The 24,695-nt window shown below is 70.5% G+C and carries 21 protein-coding genes; 18 read left to right on the top strand and 3 right to left on the bottom strand.

The window, feature by feature from the left end; translation table 11 throughout:
* Positions 1 to 59: 59 nt before the first annotated feature.
* Positions 60 to 1,364 (bottom strand): MFS transporter, encoded by a 1,305-nt coding sequence (locus tag ADK57_RS11655; protein WP_053749327.1) that lies wholly within the window; start codon positions 1,362 to 1,364, stop codon positions 60 to 62.
* A gap of 136 nt (positions 1,365 to 1,500) precedes the next feature.
* Between ADK57_RS11655 and ADK57_RS11650 the strand changes: the two genes are divergently transcribed.
* The 9 genes from ADK57_RS11650 (at position 1,501) to ADK57_RS11610 (ending at position 12,285) form a co-directional block, all read left to right on the top strand.
* Positions 1,501 to 2,475, top strand: a complete 975-nt coding sequence (locus ADK57_RS11650; protein WP_053749326.1) for a LysR family transcriptional regulator — start codon at positions 1,501 to 1,503, stop codon at positions 2,473 to 2,475.
* Positions 2,476 to 2,626: 151 nt separating this feature from the next.
* Positions 2,627 to 3,763, top strand: coding sequence for a hypothetical protein (locus ADK57_RS11645; protein WP_199830543.1), 1,137 nt, complete (start codon positions 2,627 to 2,629; stop codon positions 3,761 to 3,763).
* A 135-nt stretch (positions 3,764 to 3,898) separates the two neighbouring features.
* Positions 3,899 to 6,091, top strand: coding sequence for a glycosyltransferase (locus ADK57_RS11640; RefSeq protein ID WP_053749325.1), 2,193 nt, complete (start codon positions 3,899 to 3,901; stop codon positions 6,089 to 6,091).
* A gap of 38 nt (positions 6,092 to 6,129) precedes the next feature.
* A complete protein-coding gene (locus ADK57_RS11635; RefSeq protein ID WP_053749359.1) occupies positions 6,130 to 7,344 on the top strand; it encodes an acyltransferase family protein in 1,215 nt (404 codons plus the stop codon).
* A 159-nt stretch (positions 7,345 to 7,503) separates the two neighbouring features.
* Positions 7,504 to 7,911, top strand: a complete 408-nt coding sequence (locus ADK57_RS11630) for a YciI family protein (RefSeq protein ID WP_053749324.1) — start codon at positions 7,504 to 7,506, stop codon at positions 7,909 to 7,911.
* Between the two features lie 8 nt (positions 7,912 to 7,919).
* Positions 7,920 to 9,065 carry an RNA polymerase sigma factor gene (locus tag ADK57_RS11625; RefSeq protein ID WP_053749323.1) on the top strand — a complete coding sequence of 382 codons (1,146 nt, stop codon included), beginning with the start codon at positions 7,920 to 7,922 and terminating at the stop codon, positions 9,063 to 9,065.
* Positions 9,066 to 9,234: 169 nt separating this feature from the next.
* Positions 9,235 to 9,468, top strand: coding sequence for a hypothetical protein (locus tag ADK57_RS11620; RefSeq protein ID WP_159050040.1), 234 nt, complete (start codon positions 9,235 to 9,237; stop codon positions 9,466 to 9,468).
* Between the two features lie 158 nt (positions 9,469 to 9,626).
* A complete protein-coding gene (locus ADK57_RS11615; protein ID WP_053749321.1) occupies positions 9,627 to 11,012 on the top strand; it encodes a nitrate/nitrite transporter in 1,386 nt (461 codons plus the stop codon).
* A 121-nt stretch (positions 11,013 to 11,133) separates the two neighbouring features.
* Entirely contained in the window at positions 11,134 to 12,285 is a 1,152-nt protein-coding gene (locus tag ADK57_RS11610) for a uroporphyrinogen-III synthase (protein ID WP_053749320.1), read from the top strand.
* Positions 12,286 to 12,389: 104 nt separating this feature from the next.
* On the opposite strand, the gene ADK57_RS11605 is transcribed toward ADK57_RS11610, so the two are convergent.
* The gene (locus ADK57_RS11605; protein ID WP_053749319.1) at positions 12,390 to 12,896 is read right to left on the bottom strand and encodes a DUF1772 domain-containing protein; all 507 of its coding nucleotides are present in this window, start codon (positions 12,894 to 12,896) and stop codon (positions 12,390 to 12,392) included.
* Between the two features lie 181 nt (positions 12,897 to 13,077).
* On the opposite strand from ADK57_RS11605, the gene ADK57_RS11600 reads away from it, so the two are divergent.
* The 6 genes from ADK57_RS11600 to ADK57_RS11575 all read left to right on the top strand — a co-directional run bounded on the left by ADK57_RS11600 (position 13,078) and on the right by ADK57_RS11575 (position 20,176).
* Positions 13,078 to 13,671, top strand: a complete 594-nt coding sequence (locus ADK57_RS11600; RefSeq protein WP_053749318.1) for a CGNR zinc finger domain-containing protein — start codon at positions 13,078 to 13,080, stop codon at positions 13,669 to 13,671.
* A gap of 319 nt (positions 13,672 to 13,990) precedes the next feature.
* Positions 13,991 to 14,512: a sigma-70 family RNA polymerase sigma factor gene (locus ADK57_RS11595; RefSeq protein WP_010039908.1), complete on the top strand. Its 522-nt coding sequence runs from the start codon at positions 13,991 to 13,993 to the stop codon at positions 14,510 to 14,512.
* Positions 14,512 to 15,342 carry an anti-sigma factor family protein gene (locus ADK57_RS11590; RefSeq protein ID WP_053749317.1) on the top strand — a complete coding sequence of 277 codons (831 nt, stop codon included), beginning with the start codon at positions 14,512 to 14,514 and terminating at the stop codon, positions 15,340 to 15,342. The genes ADK57_RS11595 and ADK57_RS11590 overlap by 1 nt, the downstream gene beginning before the upstream one ends.
* An 80-nt stretch (positions 15,343 to 15,422) precedes the next feature.
* A complete protein-coding gene (locus ADK57_RS11585; protein WP_053749316.1) occupies positions 15,423 to 17,819 on the top strand; it encodes a HelD family protein in 2,397 nt (798 codons plus the stop codon).
* Positions 17,820 to 18,131: 312 nt separating this feature from the next.
* Complete coding sequence (locus tag ADK57_RS11580; RefSeq protein WP_053749315.1) at positions 18,132 to 19,547, top strand: NAD-dependent malic enzyme; 1,416 nt, start codon at positions 18,132 to 18,134, stop codon at positions 19,545 to 19,547.
* Between the two features lie 347 nt (positions 19,548 to 19,894).
* A complete protein-coding gene (locus ADK57_RS11575; protein ID WP_007382399.1) occupies positions 19,895 to 20,176 on the top strand; it encodes an HU family DNA-binding protein in 282 nt (93 codons plus the stop codon).
* Between the two features lie 385 nt (positions 20,177 to 20,561).
* Here ADK57_RS11575 and murA read toward each other — a convergent pair whose 3' ends face one another.
* Complete coding sequence (murA, locus tag ADK57_RS11570; protein WP_053749314.1) at positions 20,562 to 21,908, bottom strand: UDP-N-acetylglucosamine 1-carboxyvinyltransferase; 1,347 nt, start codon at positions 21,906 to 21,908, stop codon at positions 20,562 to 20,564.
* A 308-nt stretch (positions 21,909 to 22,216) separates the two neighbouring features.
* On the opposite strand from murA, the gene ADK57_RS11565 reads away from it, so the two are divergent.
* The 3 genes from ADK57_RS11565 to ADK57_RS11555 all read left to right on the top strand — a co-directional run bounded on the left by ADK57_RS11565 (position 22,217) and on the right by ADK57_RS11555 (position 24,694).
* The gene (locus ADK57_RS11565) at positions 22,217 to 22,789 is read left to right on the top strand and encodes a YqgE/AlgH family protein (RefSeq protein WP_053749313.1); all 573 of its coding nucleotides are present in this window, start codon (positions 22,217 to 22,219) and stop codon (positions 22,787 to 22,789) included.
* Between the two features lie 29 nt (positions 22,790 to 22,818).
* Positions 22,819 to 23,124 carry a DUF3039 domain-containing protein gene (locus ADK57_RS11560; protein WP_078973074.1) on the top strand — a complete coding sequence of 102 codons (306 nt, stop codon included), beginning with the start codon at positions 22,819 to 22,821 and terminating at the stop codon, positions 23,122 to 23,124.
* Positions 23,125 to 23,398: 274 nt separating this feature from the next.
* Positions 23,399 to 24,694, top strand: a complete 1,296-nt coding sequence (locus ADK57_RS11555) for an extracellular solute-binding protein (RefSeq protein WP_053749311.1) — start codon at positions 23,399 to 23,401, stop codon at positions 24,692 to 24,694.
* The last annotated feature ends 1 nt before the right edge of the window (position 24,695 follow it).

Below are 24,695 nucleotides of genomic sequence, written 5' to 3'. Positions count from 1 at the left end.
GCGCTTCGACGGGGGAACGTATGCGGCGACCGTGAGGGCGTCAATGGGGTGCGCCGGAATCAGGGAAGCGGTTCGACGGGCCGCACCGATCCCAGCGTGACCATCAACGCCAGCGCCGCCGCCGCGACCGGCACCCCGAACCCCGCCGCCGCGGAGGCGTGTTCCGCCAGCGAGCCGCCGAGGGCGCTGCCGGCGGCGATCCCGCCGAGCAGGCCGGTCACCGCGAGGGTCATGCCCTCGTTGAGGCGGCCCTCGGGTGTGCGTTCCTGGACCAGGGTCATGCCGGTGACCATCGTCGGTGCCGTCGCCATCCCCGCGACCAGCAGCGCGCCCGCCAGGACGAGGAGCGAGCCGGTGAGCGCGGCGGTGAGCAGCGGCAGCGTCAGCAGCGCGGTCATGGCGGCGATGCACCACGGGTAGCGGTCGGCCGCCGGACCGGCCGGCTTCACCGCCCCGTACAGCAGGCCCGCCGCGCACGAACCTGCCGCCTGCAGGGCGAGCACCGTGCCGGCCGCGGCGGGATGCCCCCGCGCGTCCGCGTAGGCGATCGTGACGACCTCCATCGCCCCGAACACCACGCCCATGGCCAGGCATACGGCGAGCAGCGGGGGCATGCCGGGTGCGCGGTACAGGGCCGTGGTCTTCGCCCGGGCCCGCTCCGCGACCGGCGGCTGCGTGGAGCGCTGCGCGGCGAACAGCAGCATGCCCGTCACCAGCAGCACCACGCCCGCCAGCGTGCCCGCCTCCGGGAAGAACGTCCCGCACAGGAAGGCCGCGAGGACCGGGCCCAGCATGAAGCACAGCTCGTCCACGGCCTGCTCGAAGGAGTTCGCGGTGTGCAGCGCCTTGTGGTCGTCCTTCAGCAGATGGGCCCAGCGGGCGCGGGACATGCCGCCCAGGTTGGGGGTCGTGGCGGTGGCGGCGTAGGAGGCGAAGAGCGTCCAGGCGGGCGCCCCGTGCCGTACGCACAGCAGCAGCGCGAGCGAGCCGAGGGCCGCGAGCAGCGTCGCGGGTACGGCGATCCGCGCCTGCCCGTACCGGTCGACGAGCCGCGCGGTCCACGGGGCGACCACCGCGGTCGCCGCGAGGCCCGTCGCGGTGACGGCGCCGGCGAGGGCGTACGAGCCCCGCGTCCCGGCGATCATGACGACCGCGCTCACGCTGAACATGCCCATCGGGATGCGGGCCAGCAGGTTCCCGATGGTGAAGGCGCGGGTGCCGGGGACGGTGAACAGGCGGCGGTAGGGACCGGGATTTCCGGCTGTGCGAGGGCCGAAGGCGGTACGAGGGCTGAAGTCGACGGCGACGAGGGTGTCGGCGGTGACGGTGTACAGGGGTGGCTTCCTCGGGGCGGGTTGCGGCATGGGTCCACGGTCGCCCGGAGCCGATCAAGGGGTCCAACACCTTCTCCGCGCCGATTGACGCACTCCTGTTGTGAATACTCCGTACCGATGTGAATACCCCGTACCGATTCACGCACCCCCGTTGTAGGTTCCCCGGATGCCCGCCACCGGCCACCACCTCGACCCCCGTCTCCTCCGCGCCTTCCTCGCCGTCGCCGAGGAGCTGCACTTCACGCGTGCCGCGGCCCGGCTCTACGTCGCCCAGCAGGCGCTCAGCCGGGACGTACGGCGGCTGGAGCGGGACCTGGGGGCCGAGCTGTTCGTACGGACCACCCGGCAGGTGACGCTGACGGCCGACGGCGAGCGGCTGGTGCCGTACGCGCGCCGGGCGCTCCAGGCGCAGGACGAGCTGCTCGCCGCCTTCGGGCAGGCCCGGCCGTTGCTGGTGGACCTGAACACGCCGGGCCTGGCCACCGGTCGTCGCGTCCTGCACCGGGCCCGGGAGCTCGCGCCCGAACTGGAGCTGATGGCCCGCTACGAGAGCGGACTGACCCATGCGGCGGGCGAGTTGCTCGCGGGCCGGCTGGACGCCTCCTTCGGGCGGTTCGCCGGTCTCGCCCCGGCGCTGCGGTCGGGCCTCGACCACCAGCCCGTGCGATGCGAGCCCCTGGCGGTCCTCCTGCCCGAGGGCCACCCGCTGGCGGCGCTGGAGGCGGTGCCGCTCGCCGCGCTCGCCGGTGAGTGCGTGTACGCGGGCGCCGGCAACCCGCGTACGCCGGAGTGGACGGACCTCGCGCGCCGGCTGTTCGCGGGGCGCGGTATCGAGCTCGCGCCGCCCGCTCCGCCGGCCGTCGGGGACGAGGAGTTCCAGCGGATCATGGCGAAGACGCGGAATCCCATTCTCGTTGTGGTGGATTTTCCGGCCATGCCCGTCACGGTTTTGCGCCCCCTGGTCGACCCCGTCCCGCTGTCACTCGTGTCACTGGTGTGGCGAAAGGGGCTGGTGCACCCCGGACTTGACGCACTGCGCCGGTCCGCGCTCGAACTCTCGGTCGAGGAGGAGTGGCTGCGGCGACCCGCCGAGGGATGGATTCCAGCCAGCGATGCAGACCTGATGACTGTCCACAATTGAGCACCCTGCAAACACACAACCTCCTTGTGCGCTACATTCGTACCCTGAGCACAGTGTGATAAGGGGGGCGCTCGGACCGGGTGGGGGCCCGGTTCGACCGACTGGTGCTCGGGTCGTACGCGCACCCGGAACTGTCCCTGGGGGGATGTGCGTGCGCGTGAAGAAGTGGCGGGAAGACGCCCAACCGGAATGGCCCGAGGTCGCATCGACCGAGGCTCATCCGGCTAAGGGGGACGGCACCCAGGCGTTCCCGGAGACCACCGGAAGCGGAATCCCGAGACAGCCCGGAAGCGGAATCCCGGGCGAGGACGTCCGGGTCCGTGTCGACGCCGACGACACCGGCATGTTCGGCAGAGCCGCCCGGGTGTTCCCGGGCACCGGCGGGACCGACCGTTCCGACGCCCCGCCGTCGGCCGCCGAGCTGCCGGGCCGCCCGGAGGCGGCCGCGCGGATCAGCGTCGTCCGTGACCCGTGGGGCGAGACCGGTACGTACGGTTCCGGCCAAGACCCGGACGACGGCAGCGGCCCCTCTCACGACCCGCACGAGGTGACGGTCCAACTCGACGGCATTGGGCAGCAGTTGGAGGACCTGCTGGTACGGCAGGCCAAGGGCGGCGGGTCCGGTGACGGTCCGGCCGCCGGTCAGGACGGCTCCGACGGACCGGTGTTCGTCGACGAGTCGGGCCGCCGCAGCCGCCGGTACCGCCGTATCGGCATCGCCGTCGGCATGGCCTGCGCGGTCTACGCCGTGGTCATCGTCGGCACGCTGCTGTCCGGCAACTCCAACGCGCCCTGGCTGCCCGTGCCGGGCCAGCAGGACGGCCAGCCGGCCGGCAAGGTCGACACCTCGCCGCTGCCCGCCGAGTCGGCGCCGCCCTCCGGCACGGCCGGCGTCACACCGGGTCCCACCCCGACGGCCGGCACCGGCACGGCCCCGGTCCCGGGCGCCGGCGCCACCGCGCCCGGCGCCAGCACCAGCCCCGGCAAGCCGGGCGCGTCCGCCGACGCCTCGCCCAGCCCGACGGCCACCGCCCCGGGCCCGGGCACCGGGTCGACCCCGCCCAACCCGAAGCCGACGACGGACCCGCCGGTCACCACCACGCCACCCGACCCGACGCCGACGACTCCCGGGCCCACCGCCACCCCGACCGAGACCACGGGTGCCGGCGACAGCGGCGGAACCGGCACCGGCACGGTGGCCGAGGGCCCCAGCGACCCGACCCCGATCGTCACGGAGCCGGACGGCACGGTGGTCGCACCCTCGCCGTCGCCGGAAGCCGTCCTGTGAGGGTGCGCGCCGGGAGGTCCTCGTCGAGAGGACCTCGCAGCGCACCTCACTTCCCGGTGCACGCCCCGCTCGTGCGCACCTCCTCCTGATGCCCGTCCACCCGATGGCATCCCCGTCCCCGGAGCACAACCTCTGATGGCAACCCGCACCCGCCGTCCCGGGGCCGCGCCCGGAGCCGCCGACGGCTCCAGGCGTCGCCGCCTGCCCATGCGCCTGCTGCTGCCGGTGCTGTTCCTCGCCGCGCTGATGGCGATGCTCATGCTGCGCGGCTACGTGCACAGCGAGATCCTCGCGGACCACCGCATCCAGCCCGAGTCCTCCGCGGACAAGGTGCCCCAGAAGATCCTCGACGGCGGCCCGGTCATCGACACCCGCAGCGGCCGCACCACCAGCCTGAAGATGCCCGACCACCACATGGTCATCACCTTCGACGACGGCCCGGACCCGACCTGGACCCCCGAGGTCCTGGACGTGCTCAAGAAGCACCACGCGCACGCCGTCTTCTTCGTCACCGGCACCATGACCTCGCGCTACCCGGACCTGGTCCGGCGCATGGTCGCCGAGGGCCACGAGGTCGGTCTGCACACCTTCAACCACCCGGACCTCTCCCTCCAGTCGAAGAAGCGCATCGACTGGGAGCTGTCCCAGAACCAGCTCGCGATCACCGGCGCCGCCGGCATCCGCACCTCGCTGTTCCGGCCGCCGTACTCCTCGTTCGCCGAATCCATGGACAACAAGTCCTGGCCGGTGACCCAGTACATCGGCACCCGCGGCTACATCACCGTCGTCACCAGCGTCGACAGCCAGGACTGGCGCAAGCCCGGCGCCGACCAGATCATCCGCAACGTCACGCCCAAGGGCGGCAAGGGCGCGATCGTCCTGATGCACGACTCCGGCGGCGACCGCCACCAGACCGTCGAGGCGCTGGACCGGTTCCTGCCGCAGATGAAGGCCAAGGGCTACACGTTCGACAACCTCACCGAGGCCCTCGACGCCCCCAGCGCGCACACCGAGGCCGTCGGCATCGAGCTGTGGAAGGGCAAGGCCTGGGTCTTCCTGGTGCAGGCCTCGGACAACATCACGGCCGTGCTGGTGGTCGGCCTCGCGATCATCGGCTTCCTGGTCATCGCCCGCTTCGGCCTGATGCTGCTGCTCTCCGCCCTCCACGCCCGCCGGGTGCGCCGCCGCGACTTCCGCTGGGGGCCGCCGGTCACCGAGCCGGTGTCGGTGCTGGTCCCGGCGTACAACGAGGCCAAGTGCATCGAGAGCACCGTCCGGTCCCTGATGGCGAGCGATCACCCCATCGAGATCATCGTCGTCGACGACGGTTCCAGCGACGGCACGGCACGCATCGTGGAGAACCTCAACCTGCCGGGCGTACGCGTCGTCCGCCAGCTCAACGCGGGCAAGCCCGCCGCCCTCAACCGGGGTGTGGCGAACGCCCGTCACGATCTCGTCGTGATGATGGACGGCGACACCGTCTTCGAACCGACCACCGTCCGCGAACTCGTCCAGCCCTTCGGCGACCCCCGCGTCGGCGCGGTCGCAGGCAACGCGAAGGTCGGCAACAAGGACACCCTCATCGGCGCCTGGCAGCACATCGAGTACGTGATGGGCTTCAACCTCGACCGCCGTATGTACGACGTCCTGCAGTGCATGCCCACCATCCCGGGCGCCGTCGGGGCCTTCCGCCGTACCGCCCTGGAACGCGTCGGCGGCATGAGCGACGACACGCTCGCCGAGGACACCGACATCACCATGGCCATCCACCGCGACGGCTGGCGGGTGGTCTACGCGGAGAACGCCCGCGCCTGGACCGAGGCGCCGGAGTCCGTCCAGCAGCTGTGGTCCCAGCGCTACCGGTGGTCCTACGGCACCATGCAGGCGATCTGGAAACACCGCCGCGCCCTCTTCGACCGGGGCCCCTCCGGCCGCTTCGGCCGGGTCGGACTCCCGCTGGTGTCGCTGTTCATGGTCCTGGCCCCGCTGCTCGCCCCGCTGATCGACGTGTTCCTCGTCTACGGCCTGGTCTTCGGCCCCACCGGGAAGACGATCCTGGCCTGGTTCGGCGTCCTCGCCATCCAGGCGGCCTGCGCGACGTACGCCTTCATCCTCGACCGGGAGCGGCTGACTCCGCTGATCTCGCTGCCGTTGCAGCAGATCCTCTACCGCCAGCTGATGTACGTCGTCCTGCTCCAGTCGTGGATCACCGCCCTCACCGGCGGCCGGCTGCGCTGGCAGAAGCTGCGGCGCAAGGGCGGGGTGTCGGCCCCGCCGAACGTGCCCACGCAGGGCAGGCAGGTCGCGGAAGGAAGGCCGGTCGCATGAGCACCGCACCGGGCGAGACGAGTACGGAAGTCGGCGAGATGAGCACCGCAACCACGCAGGACGAGGCGCAGCCGGGGCTGCCGGAGCAGCAGACCCGCAGGGCGGCCCCTGCCCGCGACCGCTACTTCGACCTCCTCAGGGCCGTCGCTCTCTTCCGGGTCGTCCTCTACCACCTCATGGGCTGGGCCTGGCTCCCGATCGTGTTCCCGTCGATGGGCGTGATGTTCGCGCTCGCCGGCAACCTCATGGCCCGCTCCCTGGGAAGCCGCCCGCCCCTCCAGGTCATCCGCGGCCGGATGCGCCGCCTGCTGCCCCCGCTGTGGCTGCTCGGCGCGATCGGCGTGACGGGCATGGTGATTCAGGGCTGGGGTCCGAGCGACGAGGGGCACCCGGGCTGGTGGTGGCTCCACCTCGGCTACTGGATCCTGCCGCTGAGCGACCCGCCCTACGCCGAGGGCCTGTCCGGGGTCCACGGGATCCTCGGCGAGGACTGGGCGGCGGAGCTCGCGGGACCGCTCTGGTACATCCGCGCCTACCTCTGGTTCGTGCTGCTGTCCCCGTTCCTCCTGAAGGCCCTGCGCGCGCTGCCCCTGGCGACCATCGTGTCGCCGATCGTCCTGGCGGCGGCCTTCGAGTTCGGCTACCTCTCGCTGCCGGGCGAGCGGTTCCCGTCGGCGCTGACCGACTTCAGCACGTTCGGCGCCTGCTGGATCCTGGGCATGGCCCACCAGGAGGGCATCCTGCGGCGGCTCCCCGGCTACGTCGTCCCCTCCGTCGCGCCGGTCATCGCCTGCCTCGGCCTCTGGTACGCCCTCACGCACGGCTTCAAGGCGGGCAACGACCTCGACGACATCCCGTTCGCCCAGTCCCTGTGGTCCTTCGCCACGGTGTTGCTGCTCCTGCACATCAGCCCGTCCTGGACCCAGTGGCCGCGAAGACTGCGCCGCTGGGCCGGATCGATCAACCTCCTCAACTCCCGTGCGGTGACGATCTACCTCTGGCACAACACGTGCATCCTCATCGCCGCCACCCTCTGGGACCACCTGTGGAGCATCGACACCCTCTCGGTGCACTACCCCTGGCTGCTGGAGAGCCCGTGGCCGGTCCTCGCCCTCGTCTGGATCCTCATCGCCGTCTGCGTGCTCGCCTTCGGGTGGATGGAGGACGTGGCGGCGAAAAGGAAGCCGCAGCTGTGGCCGAGCGGGGCGAAAAAGGGGAAGCGGGCCCGAAAGAGGGTGACTGCCGGCCGGTAGACCGTGGGGAGCGACTCAAGGACCCTCTCGGTGGTCCAGTCGTGCGCGTTGCCGGTCGGTCGAAGAAAATCGGGTGGTGATGTCGAGAACCCGTGGCCGGCTCCGTCCCCGCAGTGAACGCGGCCACGATGGGCCGCACCAGCACCGAGGAGAACCACCATGGCCAAGTACCTGTTGCTGAAGCACTACCGCGGCGCCCCGGCTCCGGCCAACGACGTACCCATGGACCAGTGGACGCCGGAGGAGATCTCGGCCCACGTGCAGTACATGAACGACTTCGCGGCCCGGCTGGAGAAGACCGGTGAGTTCGTCGACGGCCAGGCGCTCGCCCCCGAGGGGACGTGGGTCCGGTACGACGGCGAGGGGCGCCCGCCGGTCACCGACGGCCCGTTCGCCGAGACCAAGGACCTCATCGCCGGCTGGATGGTGATCGACGTCGACAGTTACGAGCGCGCCGTCGAGCTGGCCGGGGAGCTGTCAGCGGCCCCCGGCGCGGGCGGGAAGCCGATCCACGAGTGGCTGGAGCTGCGTCCGTTCTACGGCGTGTCGCCCACCATCACGGAGTGACCGCATCGATGAACGAGGCCCTGCTGCGGAGCCTCACGCCGAGCGTGCTCGCCATCCTCGTCCGCCGCGGAGCCGACTTCGCGGCGGCCGAGGACGCCGTGCAGGACGCCCTGGTCGAGGCGTTCCGCGTCTGGCCCGCCGACCCGCCGCGGGATGCGAAGGGCTGGCTGGTCACCGTGGCCTGGCGCAAGTTCCTCGACGCGACCCGCGCGGACACCGCCCGCCGCCGGCGTGAGGACCTCATCGACGAGGAGCCGGAGCCCGGGCCCGCGCCCGCGGTGGACGACACGCTCCAGCTCTACTTCCTGTGCGCCCACCCCTCGCTGACGCCGTCCTCCGCGGTCGCGCTCACACTGCGCGCCGTCGGCGGGCTGACCACCCGCCAGATCGCCCAGGCCTACCTGGTGCCCGAGACGACCATGGCGCAGCGCATCAGCCGGGCCAAGCGCACCGTCTCCGGCGTGCGGTTCGACCGGCCCGGCGACGTCGCCACCGTGCTGCGCGTCCTCTACCTGGTCTTCAACGAGGGCTACTCCGGCGACGTCGACCTCGCCGCCGAGGCCATCCGGCTCACCCGGCAGCTCGCGGCCCAGGTCGACCACCCCGAGGTGGCGGGGCTGCTCGCCCTCATGCTGCTCCACCACGCCCGGCGCGCCGCCCGGACCGCGCCCGACGGCAGCCTGGTGCCGCTCGCCGAGCAGGACCGCGGCCGGTGGAACACCAGGATGATCGCCGAGGGCGTCCAGATCCTGCAGGCGGCCCTGGCCCGCGACCGGCTGGGCGAGTTCCAGGCCCAGGCCGCCGTCGCGGCCCTCCACGCCGACGCGCCCACCGCCGAGGAGACCGACTGGGTGCAGATCGTCGAGTGGTACGACGAGCTCGCGCGCCTGACCGACAGCCCGGTCGTCCGGCTCAACCGTGCGGTGGCCGTCGGCGAGGCCGACGGACCGCGCGCCGGCCTGGCGGCGCTCGCGGCGCTGGACGACTCACTGCCCCGCCACACCGCGGTGGCGGCGTACCTCCACGAGCGCGACGGCGACCTGACGACCGCGGCACGGCTGTACGCCGAGGCGGCCGAGAAGGCCCCCAACCTCGCCGAACGCAACCACCTGACCAGCCAGGCCGCCCGGCTCAACGCCCGCCGGTCCCGCTGACGGCGGCTTGGTGTCTCGACAGGCCCGCCCGCTGACGTGCCCGGTGAAGGTGACCCGTCTGCGACGGTTCGGCCGGCCGAAAAGCGGCTCACCCGGGCCCCGTACCCGTACCCGTACCCGACTGTCGCCGCCGGCTTCGACGGGGACGGGTACCCTCGACCTGGCCGCCGTGAGCAACGGTTCCGGCGCCCTGGATGTGCCGGACAACAACGGGGACTCCAACGTGGACTCCGTCGCCGTGCACACGAACGCGGGCGTGACGCTCGTCACCACCCTCACCGCCGAGGGTGCCCACGACGCCGCCGTGGCAGATCTCGCTCCTGACGGCACCGCCGGACATTGCCGTCGCGGCCAGCGGAGCTGGTCGGGCCGCCGTCTTCCAGGGGAGCTGTTCGTAACGTAAGGCAACGAAACCTCTCATCCCGTGTTCGCGCGGGGTGAGAGCAAAGTTCCTTTCCGGTCACCCAGTGCCACAGTCAGGAAACGCGCCCTCCCTACCTTCGGGACATCACCGCTCATCACGCACAGCACCACCGAGTCCCCGAGCACCGTGGAGGCGTCATGACAGCCCCTAGCACAGCCCCCGCACCCCCTCACAGGGGCGGCCGCTGGATCCAGCAGTGGGATCCGGAGGACGAGACCTTCTGGAACGAGACCGGAGAGAAGGTCGCCAAGCGCAATCTCTTCTTCTCCGTCCTCTCCGAGCACATCGGGTTCTCGATCTGGACCATGTGGTCCGTGCTGGTGCTCTTCATGGGCCCGGAGTACGGGCTCACGCCGGCGGACAAGTTCCTGCTGACGTCGCTGGTGACCCTGGTCGGAGCCGTCGTCCGGGTCCCCTACACCTTCGCCATCGCGATCTTCGGCGGCCGGAACTGGACCATCGTCTCCGCCGCCCTCCTGCTCGTCCCCACCGTCGCCGCGTTCACGGTGATGGAGCCGGGGACCTCCTTCAACACCCTCCTGCTGATCGGCTTGCTGGCCGGTATCGGCGGCGGCAACTTCGCCTCCTCGATGACCAACATCAACGCCTTCTTCCCTCTTCGTAAGAAGGGCTGGGCGCTCGGCCTGAACGCGGGCGGCGGCAACATCGGAGTGCCGGTCATCCAGCTGGTGGCGCTCGCGATCATCGGTGCGAGCGGCGGCCCCCGGGTGCTGCTGGGGATCTACATCCCGCTGATCGTCGTCGCCGCCGTCCTCGCCGCGCTCTTCATGGACAACATCGCGTCCGTGAAGAACGACACCGGCGCCGCGAAGGACGCAGTGAAGGACGCGCACACCTGGATCATGTCCTTCCTCTACATCGGCACGTTCGGTTCGTTCATCGGATACAGCTTCGCCTTCGGGCAGGTGCTGACCAACCAGTTCGGCCGGACCCCGCTCGAGGCGGCGTACGTCACCTTCATCGGCCCGCTGCTCGGCTCCCTGATCCGGCCCCTGGGCGGGTGGCTGGCGGACAAGTACGGCGGCGCGAAGATCACGCTGTACAACTACGTCGGCATGGGCGTGGCGACCGCGATCCTCATCGGCGCCAGCATGGAGAAGTCGCTGGCCCTGTTCACCGTCGCGTTCGTGGCGCTGTTCGTCCTCACCGGCCTCGGCAACGGCTCGACGTTCAAGATGATCCCCGGCATCTTCCAGGCGAAGGCGCTGGCCAAGGGCCTGGAGGGTGAAGCGGCCGCCGCCTACGGGCGTCGTCTCTCCGGTGCCTCCATGGGCCTGATCGGCGCGGTCGGCGCGCTCGGCGGCGTCGGCATCAACCTCGCCTTCCGGCAGTCCTTCCTCTCCTACGGCTCCGGAACCGGCGCGTTCGTCGCCTTCCTCGCCTTCTACGGCGCCTGCTTCGTGGTCACCTGGGCCGTATACCTTCGCCGCTCGGCGGCCCGCTCGCAGGCCGCGAGCACCGCATCGGAGGCGAAGCCCCAGCTCAGCTACGCGGAGGTGTGACGTAACACCAGCGACATAAAGCCGAACCGAGCCTGTCACGAGCCGTTGACAGGCTCGGTCGGCATGCAGGTGCCATCACCTGATGGGTAGGTGCACACGACTCGAGTGCGGGACGAGAGTTATGTACGACGAACAGCAGCGACCTGACCATGGACCCCTGGCGGGGTTCACCGTGGGAGTGACGGCCGCACGCCGGGCCGACGAGCTGGGCGTACTGCTGCAGCGGCGCGGAGCCGCCGTTCTGCACGCCCCGGCCCTGCGCATCGTGCCACTCGCCGACGACAGCGAGCTGCTGGCGGCGACCAAGGAGGTCATCGACCAGACGCCGGACATCGTGGTCGCCACGACCGCGATCGGCTTCCGGGGCTGGATCGAGGCCGCCGACGGCTGGGGCCTCGGCGAGTCCCTGCTCGACCGGCTGCGCGAGGTCGAGATCCTCGCGCGCGGCCCGAAGGTCAAGGGTTCGATCCGTGCGGCCGGCCTCACGGAGGAGTGGTCGCCGTCGTCCGAGTCCATGGCCGAGGTGCTCGACCGGCTCCTGGAGGAGGGCGTCGAGGGCCGCCGTATCGCCGTACAGCTGCACGGTGAGCCGCTGCCCGGGTTCGTGGAGTCGCTGCGGGCCGGGGGAGCCGAGGTCCTGGGCGTCCCCGTGTACCGGTGGATGCCGCCGGAGGACATCGGGCCGATGGACCGGCTGCTGGACGCGGCCGTCTCGCGCGGCCTGGACGCGCTCACCTTCACCAGCGCACCGGCCGCCGCCTCCCTGCTCTCCCGCGCCGAGGACCGCCGTCTGCTGCCCGAGCTGCTCGCCGCCCTCAACCACGACGTCCTCCCGGCGTGCGTCGGCCCGGTCACCGCACTGCCGCTCCAGGCCCAGGGCATCGACACGGTCCAGCCGGAACGCTTCCGGCTCGGCCCCCTCGTCCAGCTCCTCTGCCAGGAGATGCCCGGCCGGGCGCGCTCCCTGCCGATCGCCGGGCACCGGGTGGAGATCCGCGGCCACGCGGTACTGGTCGACGGCGAACTGAAGCCGGTGCCGCCGGCCGGCATGTCCCTCATGCGTGCGCTGTCCCGACGTCCGGGGTGGGTGGTCGCCCGCTCCGAGCTGCTGCGCGCCCTGCCGGGGGCGGGGCGCGACGAGCACGCGGTCGAGACGGCGATGGCCCGTCTGCGTACGGCCCTGGGGGCGCCGAAGCTGATCCAGACGGTCGTCAAGCGGGGGTACCGCCTGGCACTGGACCCGGCGGCCGACACGAAGTACGGCGACTCCTAGGGGTCTGTCAGGCGAATCAAGTCGCAGGAAATCGGCGGTGCCTCGTCGCCGCGGATCGGCGTGCCAGGCCCCGCGTCTGCGGCGTGATCCGCCGGACAGCCCACCTAGGCGCCCGGGCGGATACGTCCGTACAGCAGGAGTGCCCTCGCCAGGCACCCCAGCGCCACCGTCGACAGCACCGCCCGTACGACGTTCCACGCGACCCACGGGTCCTCGAACTCCTCCCGCAGCGCGGCCGGGTTCCCGCGCTCGGCGAGGGCGTCGTTGAGCGGGATGTTCACCACGACCGTGACCAGGAAGGCGAGCGCGTACGCGGCGAGCCCCGCCCACACCCATTGGCGGTACGGCCTCCCGCGTCCCTGCCACGCCGCCACCCCCGTCAGCAGCAGCGCGCCCATGAAGCTCAGCAGGAACACCGGGTTCTGGATCACGTCGTTGATGTCCCGCACGACCTCGACATAGACCCGGTCGTCGCTGCGTGCCAGCGCGGGCATCACGGCGCAGGCGAAGACGTAGAAGACCCCGGCGGCCAGCCCCGTCGCGACCGTCGCCGCGCCCAGGACGCCTCCGGCGGTGCCGTTCCGCTGTGTCGTGCGTTCAGGTCGTGTCATGCCCTCCAGTCAACGGGCGGGTGCGGGGACGGAACATGGCCGAGACGCGCTCCCGCATAAGCGGACGTCCATGGCCGCCCCGCTTGCCGCCGGTACGAGGGGTTCCGGCCGCACGAGCGGGCAGGCACTGTAAGAGGGAAACGGTTCCTCACCGGGGTGACCCCTAGGCGGTGACAGGCACATGGCATTGGGTACGGCCACGGCCGCGTACGAGCTGCGGTTCGATGCCGGGCGGATCTGCCTGGATCTCCTCGCGACCACCCACCCCGACGAACGCCTCGACTCCGTCGAGGTGCTGCGCGCCTGGATCGCCGGATCGGGACTCGTCCCGGCGGGCACCGAGCTGGCGCACGCCGACGTGTCCTGGCTCGCCGGATTCCATGAACTGCGCGGCCGTGTAGGGCAGTTGCTGCCCGGGGGGCTCGCGCCGGAAGGGCGGCCGTACGATCTCGCGCTCGCCCGCGTCAATGAGATCGCCCGTTCGGCCCCTCCCGCCCCGCGTGCCGTGACCTGCGAAGACGGCACACTGGTGCGGGAGTTGGACGGGCCGCCCGAGTGCGCCGCGCTGCTCGGTGCCGTCGCGCGGGACGTCGTGGAACTGCTCACGGATCCGGTCGCGCGGGCCGGGCTCCGGCAGTGCGAAGGGGACAACTGCCCGATCGTTTATCTCGATACGTCACGGGGGCGCAGGAGGCGCTGGTGCTCCAGTGAGGTGTGCGGGAACCGGGAACGGGTGGCCCGGCACCGGCGTCGGGCGGCGATCACCCGCACCTGAGTGTCCGTTAAGTTCCTTCTGTGGAGCGACTGTCGAAGTGATTTCGATTACATGTAGTTTACCTTCAGCGCCCCGAGGGGAGCTGGCGTGATCTTGCCGTTGTGGCGAAAATGTAAAGATCGCGCGGTGGGAATGTGCGCCCATGTCCGGCCTCGTCACGTCACCCACAAGAAAACTGTCACCCCACTTTGAACATCCAACTCCCCGCGTCCGTACCCGTGGACGAGCGACCGACTGGGGGAACCCCCGGACATCGGAGGTGGGCGTGCGCAAGGATTCCGTCGTGGCCAATGAACGTGGATCGAGGGCCCGACATCGCATGTCCCAGCCCTCGGAACCAGATGAGGAGCTCATGCGTGCGCTCTACAGAGAACACGCCGGACCCCTGCTCGCCTATGTGCTCCGCCTTGTCGCGGGAGACCGGCAGCGCGCCGAGGACGTCGTGCAGGAGACGCTCATCCGTGCCTGGAAGAACGCCGGCCAGCTCAATCGAGCGACCGGATCGGTACGCCCCTGGCTGGTGACGGTCGCCCGGCGCATCGTCATCGACGGCCACCGCAGCCGGCAGGCCCGGCCGCAGGAGGTCGATCCGTCGCCGCTGGAGGTCATCCCCGCGGAGGACGAGATCGACAAGGCGCTGTGGCTGATGACGTTGTCCGACGCGCTCGACGACCTGACCCCGGCCCACCGGGAGGTACTCGTCGAGACGTACTTCAAGGGGCGTACCGTCAACGAGGCGGCTGAGACGCTTGGTATACCGAGTGGCACGGTGCGCTCAAGGGTTTTCTATGCCCTGCGATCGATGAAGCTGGCACTGGAGGAGCGGGGGGTGACGGCGTGATGAGTGTTTACGGGGGAAACCAGGGATTCGGTACAGGTGGTTCGGGTATGTCTGGCCCCATGATGGGATCTCCGGGTCCGAACGAACACGAGACCGTCGGCGCCTATGCCCTCGGCATCCTCGACGATGTCGAAGCAACCGCTTTCGAGGCTCATCTCGCCACCTGCGAATGGTGCGCCCAGCAGCTCGACGAACTCGCCGGCATGGAGCCGATGCTCGCCGCGCTCGCGGACCTGCCGGGCTCCGGCACACCCGCCATCGGCGAGTCGCTGTCCGCCAAGCCCAGCCCGCGGGTGGTGAACAAGCTCGTCGACGAGGTCGCCGAGCGCCGCGCCCAGAAGCGCCGCCGCAGTTTCTACATGGTGGCGGCCGCGGCCGCGCTGATCATCGGCGGCCCGTTCGCCGCGGTGGCGGCGAGCGGTGGCGAATCGGGCGGCAGCGGTGACACCAACACGACCCTTGCCGCGACCCCCGCCAAGAGCCTCTTCGACGGCATCGAGGACAAGGTCTCGGCGACGGACCCGACGACGGGCGTGAGCGCGACCGTGGCCCTGGCGAAGAAGGACTGGGGCACCGAGTCGGTCCTGGAGCTCAAGAACGTCAAGGGTCCGCTCAAGTGCTCCCTGATCTTCATCGGTGAGAACGGCGAGCGGGTGACGGCCTCCAACTGGTCCGTCCCGGCCTGGGGCTACGGCCTTGCGGACGGCAAGACCGAAAAGGCCAAGAACCCGCTCTACATCGTCGGCGGCGCGTCCTTCGTCCCGGACGAGATGAAGGGCTTCGAGGTCATGACTCTCGACGGCGACGTGCTCGTCAAGGGCAACGTGTGATCCACTGAGCGCGCACATAGCTTCTCGGGGCCCCCTTCGCGTACGGTTGACGGCTGCCCAGCACGTCAGAAGGGGGCCCGGTGGCCGCTCAGGCTCAGCAGGAAACCGCGGTCGACTCGGTTCAGGTTTCCACGCACGATTCCGTGCGGGACCGAGAGATCAGCGTCGAACAGGAACACCTCGACCGGGTGTACCGGCGCCTCGAGGAGAAGATCCACGAGGCCGAGTTCCTCATGAACGACGCGGCCAAGCGGGGCCAGGTCGGAACGCCCGGCGCGCTCGCGGAGCGGGATGCACAGGTCTTCCGGGCGGGCATCCATCTCAATCGGCTGAACAACGAGTTCGAGGACTTCCTCTTCGGCCGTATCGACCTGCTCCTCGGCAAGGACGGCAAGAAGGGGCCGGACGGCGCCTACACCGCCGTGGAACCCGCCGAAGGCGCGGTGCGGGACGACAACACCGCCGACATCGCCGAGACCCTGCACATCGGCCGCATCGGCGTCCTCGACCAGGACTACGCCCCGCTGGTCATCGACTGGCGGGCGCCCGCCGCCGCCCCCTTCTACCGCTCCACCCCGGTCGACCCGGGCCGGGTCGTCCGCCGCCGCGTCATCCGCTCCAAGGGGCGCAGGGTGCTCGGCGTCGAGGACGACCTGATGCGCCCCGAGCTGAAGGCCCTCCTCGGCGGCCGGGAACTGCCCGTGATCGGCGACGGCGCCCTGATGGCCGCCCTCGGCCAGGCCCGTACCCACACCATGCGGGACATCGTGGCGTCCATCCAGGCCGAGCAGGACCTGGTGATCCGCGCGCCCGCCGCCTCCGTGACCTACGTGGAGGGCGGCCCGGGCACCGGTAAGACGGCCGTCGCCCTGCACCGGGCGGCCTACCTGCTCTACCAGGACCGGCGGCGGTACGCGGGCGGCATCCTGATCGTCTCCCCGACCCCGCTGCTCGTGGCGTACACCGAGGGCGTCCTGCCCTCCCTCGGCGAGGAGGGCCAGGTCGCCATCCGCGCGATCGGCTCCCTCGTCGACGGGGCGGAGGCCACGCTGTACGACTCCCCGGCGGTGGCCCGGGCGAAGGGGTCGTACCGCATGCTCAAGGTCCTGCGGAAGGCGGCGCGGGGCGCGCTGGAGGCGGGCTCGGGCGGCGCCGCGCGCGCAGGCGCCTCCGACGGACAGCTCACCCTCGACGACACGGACCCGGGGCCGCAGGCTCCGGCCGGCCCGCCCACCCGGCTCCGCGTGGTCGCCTTCGGGCGCCGCCTGGAGCTGGAGGCCGGCGAGCTGGACCGCATCCGCCACAACACCCTCAGCGGCACCGCACCCGTGAACCTGCTCCGCCCCCGCGCCCGCAAGCTGCTCCTGGACGCCCTGTGGTCGCAGTCCGGCGCGGGCGGCCGGCACACCGACCCGGAGCTGGCCGCCGAGCTGCGCTCCTCCTTCGACGAGGACGTCAGCGCCGAGGACCCCTTCATCGAGTTCCTCGACGCGTGGTGGCCCGAGCTGACCCCGAAGGCCGTACTGGAGGCCATGGCCGACGAGCGGCGCCTCGGGCGCTGGGCCCGGCGGATCCTCAACCCGGGCGAGGTGCGCAGAGTCGCCCGCTCCCTCAGACGCGACGGCCTCTCCGTCCACGACATCGCCATGCTCGACGAACTCCAGTCGATCCTCGGCGCCCCGCCCCGCCCCCGCCGCAGGCGCGAGGCCGACCCGCTCGACCAGCTCACCGGCCTGGAGGAGCTGATGCCGGTCCGCGAGGAGTCCCAGCGCGAGCGGGCCGAACGGCTCGCCCAGGAGCGCGTCGAGTACGCCCACGTCATCGTCGACGAGGCCCAGGACCTCACGCCGATGCAGTGGCGCATGGTCGGCCGCCGGGGCCGGCACGCCACCTGGACGGTCGTCGGCGACCCGGCCCAGTCGTCCTGGTCCGACCCCGACGAGGCGGCCCAGGCCCGCGACGAAGCCCTCGGCACCCGCCCGCGCCGCCGCTTCCAGCTGACCGTGAACTACCGCAACCCGGCGGAGATCGCCGAACTGGCCGCGAAGGTGCTGGCGCTGGCGATGCCGGGCGCCGAGTCCCCGTCGGCGGTGCGCTCCACGGGCGTACAGCCACGCTTCGCCGCCGTACCCGTACGGGACTCCCTCGCGAAGACCGCGCGGGCCGAGGCCGCCCGGCTCCTCGACCTCGTCGACGGCACCGTCGGCGTCGTCGTCGCCATGAACCGCCGCGAGGAGGCCAGGCGCTGGCTCGCCGGGCTCGGCGAGCGGGTCGTGGCGCTCGGCAGTCTGGAGGCGAAGGGCCTGGAGTACGACGCCACGGTCGTCGTCTCCCCGGCCGAGATCGCGGACGAGTCACCGGCAGGGCTGCGGGTGCTGTATGTCGCCCTCACCCGGGCGACGCAGCAGCTCACGGTGGTGTCGGCGGAGCGGGACGCGCCGGACGAGGCCGGGGTGCCGGACCTCCTGAGGGATTGATCCATATGAACTGTCGAGACGGGAATGGCCTTACGGGATCCGTTTGTTAGCCTGGGTGTGGCACCGGCCCGATCCAAGCCCCCGGGCCCAACCTTCGTCGCTACGAGCGACCACTTGCCGCGAGGCGAGCATGGCGGGTCGGTGCCACTGAACGTTCGAGAGGCCCACGTCACCAAGTGACGTGGGTCTCTTTTCATGCAACCCGCCCGCGAACACAACGTTCGCAATCCAACCCGGCTACCGCCTACTCGACGGTAGGTGCGACGATCGGACGGCATCCAGCGTCACAGGTGAAAGCAGAGGAAGTCGGCCATGGCAACGGCGCCCAGCGTCTCCTACTCGATGACGGTCCGGCTGGAGGTGCCCGCGAGCGGAACCGCGGTCTCCCTGCTCACCGGAGCCGTCGAGTCCCACGGAGGCTCGGTTACCGGCCTCGACGTCACTGCTTCCGGACACGAGAAGCTCCGGATCGACGTCACCATCGCGGCCACCTCCACCGCGCACGCCGACGAGATCGTCGAGCAGCTGCGCGGCATCGAGGGCGTGACGCTCGGCAAGGTCTCCGACCGTACCTTCCTCATGCACCTCGGCGGCAAGATCGAGATGCAGTCCAAGCACCCGATCCGCAACCGTGACGACCTCTCGATGATCTACACGCCGGGTGTCGCCCGCGTCTGCATGGCCATCGCCGAGAACCCCGAGGACGCCCGCCGTCTCACCATCAAGCGCAACACCGTTGCGGTCGTGACGGACGGCTCGGCCGTGCTGGGCCTCGGCAACATCGGCCCGATGGCCGCCATGCCGGTCATGGAGGGCAAGGCGGCCCTCTTCAAGCGCTTCGCCGACATCGACGCCTGGCCGCTGTGCCTGGACACCCAGGACACCGACGAGATCGTCGCGATCGTCAAGGCGATCGCCCCGGGCTTCGCCGGCATCAACCTCGAGGACATCTCGGCGCCGCGCTGCTTCGAGATCGAGGCCCGCCTGCGTGAGGCCCTCGACATCCCCGTCTTCCACGACGACCAGCACGGCACCGCGATCGTCGTCCTGGCCGCCCTCACCAACGCACTTCGCGTGGCGGGCAAGGCGATTGAGAACATCCGGGTCGTCATGTCCGGTGCCGGCGCGGCCGGTACGGCCATCCTCAAGCTGCTCATCGCCGCGGGCGTGAAGAACGCCGTCGTCGCCGACATCCACGGCGTCGTGCACGCCGGCCGCGAGGACCTCGTCGACGCGGCCGCGGACTCGCCGCTGCGATGGATCGCCGACAACACCAACCCCGAGGGCCTGACGGGCACGCTGAAGGAGGCCGTGCACGGCGCGGACGTCTTCATCGGCGTGTCGGCGCCCAACGTGCTGGACGGCGACGACGTGGCGGCCATGGCCGACGACGCGATCGTGTTCGCGCTCGCGAACCCCGACCCCGAGGTCGACCCGGCGGTCGCCCGCCAGACGGCCGCGGTCGTCGCCACCGGCCGCAGCGACTTCCCGAACCAGATCAACAACGTGCTGGTCTTCCCGGGTGTCTTCCGCGGTCTGCTGGACGCGCAGTCCCGCACGGTGAACACCGAAATGATGATCGCGGCGGCGAAGGCCCTCGCGGACGTGGTGACCGAGGACGAGCTGAACCCGAACTACATCATCCCGAGCGTCTTCAACGACAAGGTCGCAGGCGCGGTCGCCGGGGCGGTGCGGGAAGCCGCGAAGGCGGCGGGCGCGGCCTCGTAGCCGCCCGGCGCCCTGCGCGGGGGCGGGCTCGCTGTGAGGATCGCCACGGCAGGCCTGACATCGGCGCGTCGTGGAACCCGGCCCTCTTGGCCGACGTTTATCGTGTCGGCCAGGCTCGGCCCTCTTTTCGTGTGACTCCCAAGAGTGTTCTCACGACTCCTGGGGGTGCCGGATTGGCTTTCCCGCCGCAGGTAGGGGCAGGATGCGTCCCTGGGCGCGAGGGTCCGGCGACGGACCCGGGTCCTGGGAGTGTCCGAGGGCCCTGGCAGCATCGACTTCGCTGTGCCCAATATGCGGCTCTGCCGCGTGGCACGCCTCAACAGCAAGAAGAACACGGGAGTAACAACATGAACCGCAGTGAGCTGGTGGCCGCGCTGGCCGACCGCGCCGAGGTCACCCGCAAGGACGCCGACGCCGTTCTGGCCGCGTTCGCCGAGACCGTCGGCGAGATCGTCGCCAAGGGCGACGAGAAGGTCACCATCCCCGGCTTCCTGACCTTCGAGCGCACCCACCGTGCCGCTCGTACCGCGCGCAACCCGCAGACCGGCGACCCGATCCAGATCCCGGCCGGCTACAGCGTGAAGGTCTCCGCCGGCAGCAAGCTCAAGGAAGCCGCCAAGGGCAAGTAGGACTTCGCGTACGCGACGGGACTTGCGTACGAGGCTCGGCAACGCGAATGGGGCGGCCACCCGGTGAGGGTGGCCGCCCCATCGTCGTTCGTACGGGCGTCTGAGTTGCCGTCAGCCGAGGGCTTTGCCGGGCGGTTCGACTTTCGCGCCGAGCGCCACGAGCTTCTCCATGCTGTGTCTGCCCGGGGGCAACCCCCGGACCCCCGGCCGGGGCTGTGGTGCCCCGGGCCGGCGTGGCGGGGTCGCGGTCAGCCGAGTGCCTTGCCGGGCAGTTCGACCTTCGCGCCGAGCGCCGCGAGCTTCTCCATGCTGTGTCTGCCCGGGGGCAACCCCCGGACCCCCGGCCGGGGCTGTGGTGCCCCGGGCCGGCGTGGCGGGGCCGCGGTCAGCCGAGGGCTTTGCCGGGCAGTTCGACCTTCGCGCCGAGCGCCACGAGCTTCTCCATGAAGTTCTCGTAGCCACGGTTGATGAGGTCGATGCCGTGGACGCGCGACGTGCCCTGGGCGGCCAGGGCGGCGATGAGGTACGAGAAGCCGCCGCGGAGGTCGGGGATGACCAGGTCGGCGCCCTGGAGCCGGGTGGGGCCGGAGACGACCGCCGAGTGCAGGAAGTTGCGCTGGCCGAAGCGGCAGTTGGAGCCGCCCAGGCACTCGCGGTACAGCTGGATGTGAGCACCCATCTGGTTCAGCGCGGAGGTGAAGCCCAGGCGGGACTCGTACACCGTCTCGTGGATGATGGACAGTCCCGTGGCCTGCGTCAGGGCCACCACCAGCGGCTGCTGCCAGTCCGTCTGGAAGCCTGGGTGCACGTCCGTTTCGAGGGCGATGGACTTCAACTGGCCGCCCGGGTGCCAGAAGCGGATGCCCTCGTCGTCGATCTGGAAGGCGCCGCCCACCTTCCGGTAGGTGTTGAGGAACGTCATCATCGAGCGCTGCTGGGCGCCGTGGACGTAGATGTTGCCCTCGGTCGCGAGCGCCGCGGACGCCCAGGAGGCGGCCTCCAGGCGGTCCGGGAGGGCACGGTGGTTGTAGCCGCCGAGCTGGTCCACACCGGTGACGCGGATGGTGCGGTCGGTGTCCATCGCGATGATGGCGCCCATCTTCTGCAGAACGCAGATGAGGTCCTCGATCTCCGGCTCCACGGCCGCGTTCGAGAGCTCGGTGACGCCTTCGGCGAGCACGGCCGTCAGCAGGACCTGCTCGGTCGCGCCGACGGACGGGTACGGCAGCGTGATCTTCGTTCCCCGAAGTCGCCGCGGCGCCTCCAGGAACTGACCGTCCGCCCGCTTCTCGATCGTCGCGCCGAACTGCCGCAGCACCTCGAAGTGGAAGTCGATCGGCCGGCCGCCGATGTCGCAGCCGCCGAGACCGGGGATGAACGCATGCCCGAGGCGGTGCAGCAGCGGACCGCAGAGGAGGATCGGGATACGGCTCGACCCCGCATGGGCATCGATGTCGGCGACGTTCGCGCTCTCCACGTGGGTCGGGTCCATCACCAACTCGCCCGGTTCCTCACCCGGACGGACCGTCACCCCGTGCAGTTGCAGCAGACCGCGTACGACACGCACGTCACGGATGTCCGGAACGTTGCGCAGTCGACTCGGCTCACTGCCCAGCAGGGCGGCGACCATGGCCTTGGGTACGAGGTTCTTCGCACCACGGACACGGATCTCGCCCTCCAGCGGGGTTCCGCCGTGGACAAGCAGTACATCGTCATTGCCGTTGACGGTCATGTATCTCGCGTTCCGATGAGTCGGGCAGGGGCCAGAAGGGAAAGGGTAATCGCCGCCTACCCCCCTTCTGTAAGCCCAAGGACCGCTCAGATCCGTCATAGCTCTGTCACAACACGAACCGTTCCCCGCCGGGCACATGGGGTCACCGGCGCAGGCGTGCGCTTCCGGCGCACCGTTGCGCCCTCCCGTCTCCCACCACCACCCTCAAACGAGGCCTTACCAGGCCGCTCCTTTGATTCATGGCTGCATTCACTGCCGTAGAGGCATTGGCTCCCCGCGCGGGGGGAAGATGCGGGATCATGTCTGGCATGACCGAGGTGTCCTCGCTCACAGGGCGGCTGCTCGTGGCAACGCCCGCCCTGGCGGACCCGAACTTCGACCGTGCGGTGGTGCTCCTTCTCGACCACGACGAGGAGGGCTCCCTCGGTGTCGTCCTCAACCGTCCGACCCCGGTGGACGTGGGCGACATCCTGGAGGGCTGGGCGGACCTCGCCGGCGAACCCGGAGTCGTCTTCCAGGGCGGCCCGGTCTCCCTGGACTCGGCCCTCGGGGTCGCCGTCATCCCGGGCGGCGCGTCCGTCGACGGGGCCCCGCTGGGCTGGCGCCGGGTGCACGGCGCGATCGGTCTGGTCGACCTGGAGGCCCCGCCGGAGCTGCTCGCCTCGGCCCTGGGCAGCCTCAGGATCTTCGCCGGGTACGCCGGATGGGGCCCCGGCCAGCTGGAGGACGAGCTGGTGGAGGGCGCCTGGTACGTCGTCGAGTCCGAGCCCGGCGACGTCTCCTCCCCGTCCCCGGAAAGACTCTGGCGCGAGGTCCTGCGCCGTCAGCGCAACGAGCTCGCGATGGTGGCCACGTACCCGGACGACCCTTCGCTCAACTGATGCGTGTGAGCTTCAGTACCCTGGCTGTTATGAGCACTCTTGAGCCTGAGCCCCAGACCCAGCCCCAGCGAGGTACTGGGACGGGAACCCTCGTAGAGCCGGCGCCGCAGGTGTCCCACGGCGATGGTGATCACGAGCGCTTCGCCCACTACGTCCAGAAGGACAAGATCATGGCGAGCGCCCTCGACGGCACCCCCGTCGTGGCGCTGTGCGGCAAGGTCTGGGTGCCGGGCCGCGACCCGAAGAAGTACCCGGTGTGTCCCATGTGCAAGGAGATCTACGAGTCCATGGGTGCCGGTGGCGACGACGACAAGGGCAAGGGCGGCGACAAGTAGTCCTTTCGGTCGTGACCGTTCTTTCCGGCTGAGGTTCCGGCTGTCCGGTTGAGGTCCCGACCGTCCTCTCCGGTTGAGGTCCGTGTGGCCCCCGAGGTGCGTTTTGGTGCGCCTCGGGGGTCTTTGTCGTCTTCTGTCGTTGCACGGGGTGCGTCAGGTGGTCACAGAGTGGTTGAGACCTCTTGTCGGCATGTTCATGTAGTCCCTAGCCTCCGTTGTGTTGTGCAGAGCGAAACCGTCATTGCATATGCTGCAACGCTCGGAGGAATACTCCATGAAGCTCTCCCCCCGACTCCCCGCCCTTCTCCTGGCCGCTCTCGTCGTCACGGCCTGCGCCCCTCAGACGTCCGACAACGCCTCCTCCGACAAGGACGAGAAGGCCGGCACCCTGCGTGTCTGGCTCTTCCAGGAGGTCGGCAACAAGCCGAAGGAAAAGGTCGTCGACTCCGTCGTCGCCGCCTTCGAGAAGGCCCACAAGGGCACCGAGGTCGACGTCGAGTACATCCCGATCGACACCCGCGCCCAGCGCGTCAAGGCCGCCTTCAACGACCCGAAGTCCGCTCCCGACGTCATGGAGTACGGCAACACCGACACGGCCGGCTATGTGAAGGACGGCGGACTCCTCGACGTCACCAAGGAGTTCGGCGACTGGAGCGAGGCCAAGGACACCGACCCCACCGCGAAGCAGTCGGTCACCGTGGACGGCAAGCTCTACGGCGCGCCCTTCTACGTCGGCGTCCGCGCCCTGTACTACCGCACCGACGTCTTCGACGAACTGGGACTCGACGTCCCGAAGACCATGGCCGAACTGGCCTCCACCGCGCGCGAGATCCGCGCCGCCAGACCCGACCTGTACGGCCTCGTCGTCGGCGGCGCCTACACCTACGGGGCGATGCCCTTCGTCTGGGCCAACGGCGGCGAACTCGCCACCGGCAAGGGCGGGTCGTACGCCTCCGCCATCGACAGCGCGGCGGCCCGGAAGGGCATCAAGGCGTACACGTCCCTCTTCAGTGACGACAACTGTCCCGCCGCCAAGTGCGCCGGGATGGGCGGCAACGACACGATCACCGCGTTCGCCGCGGGCAAGGCGGCCATGGCGATCGGCGGCGACTTCAGCCACACCGCCGTCGAGGCGGGGAAGGTGAAGGGCAAGTACGCGGTGGTGCCGCTGCCGGGTGTCACCTCGGGCTCGATCGCCCCGGCGTTCGCCGGCGGCAACAACATCGGCGTGCTGAAGAGCACCTCGCACCGCACGCTCGCCGTCGAACTGATGGAACAGCTCGCCTCGAAGAAGACGCAGACCGAGTTCTTCGACGCCATGGGCTTCCTGCCGACCTTCGCGGACGTACGGCAGCAGGTCGCGGCGAAGGAGCCGTTCGTGAAGCCCTTCGTGCAGACCCTCGCCTCCGGCACCAAGTTCGTGCCCGCCTCGCCCGCCTGGTCGCAGATCGACTCCTCGCTGGTCCTGCCGACCATGTTCCAGGAGGTCATCAGCGGCAAGAAGGACGTGGCGGCTGCCTCGAAGGACGCGGCGACCAAGATGAACGACGCGTTCAGCTCCGCCGGGTGAG

Source organism: Streptomyces sp. MMG1533 (genome assembly GCF_001279775.1).
GTDB lineage: Bacteria > Actinomycetota > Actinomycetes > Streptomycetales > Streptomycetaceae > Streptomyces.
The sequence above is the reverse complement of the archived record's forward strand: the minus strand, read 5'-3'. Positions and strand labels throughout refer to the sequence as shown.